The sequence below is a fragment of the Microvirga pakistanensis genome, from assembly GCF_004458765.1.
Taxonomy (GTDB): domain Bacteria; phylum Pseudomonadota; class Alphaproteobacteria; order Rhizobiales; family Beijerinckiaceae; genus Microvirga; species Microvirga pakistanensis.
This window is the reverse complement of sequence record NZ_SPJX01000140.1, coordinates 1-223: the sequence shown is the minus strand read 5'-3', so window position 1 is coordinate 223 and position 223 is coordinate 1. Positions and strand designations below refer to the sequence as shown.

General features: G+C 55.6%; 1 pseudogene. It reads left to right on the top strand.

The features are described from left to right. A pseudogene (locus E4K09_RS30820) lies at positions 1-223 on the top strand (GMC family oxidoreductase); the annotation flags it as partial.

The following is a 223-nucleotide window of genomic DNA, read 5'->3' as shown; positions in this document are numbered from 1 at the left end:
GAGCTCGCGGCGCATGGTATTCAAACGCAAATCAGTCTACCTGCCGTGGGTAAGAACTTGCAGGATCACGTATCAGTGATTCTTATGTACCGTCGCCGCAATCCGGGCCCGTTCCTACGGAACATGCGTGCGGACCGGATCGGCTTCGATTTCGTCAAAACCTATCTGACGGGGAGAGGTTTCTCGGGGGATGTGCCCGGCGGAGTTGTCGCTTTCCTGAAAA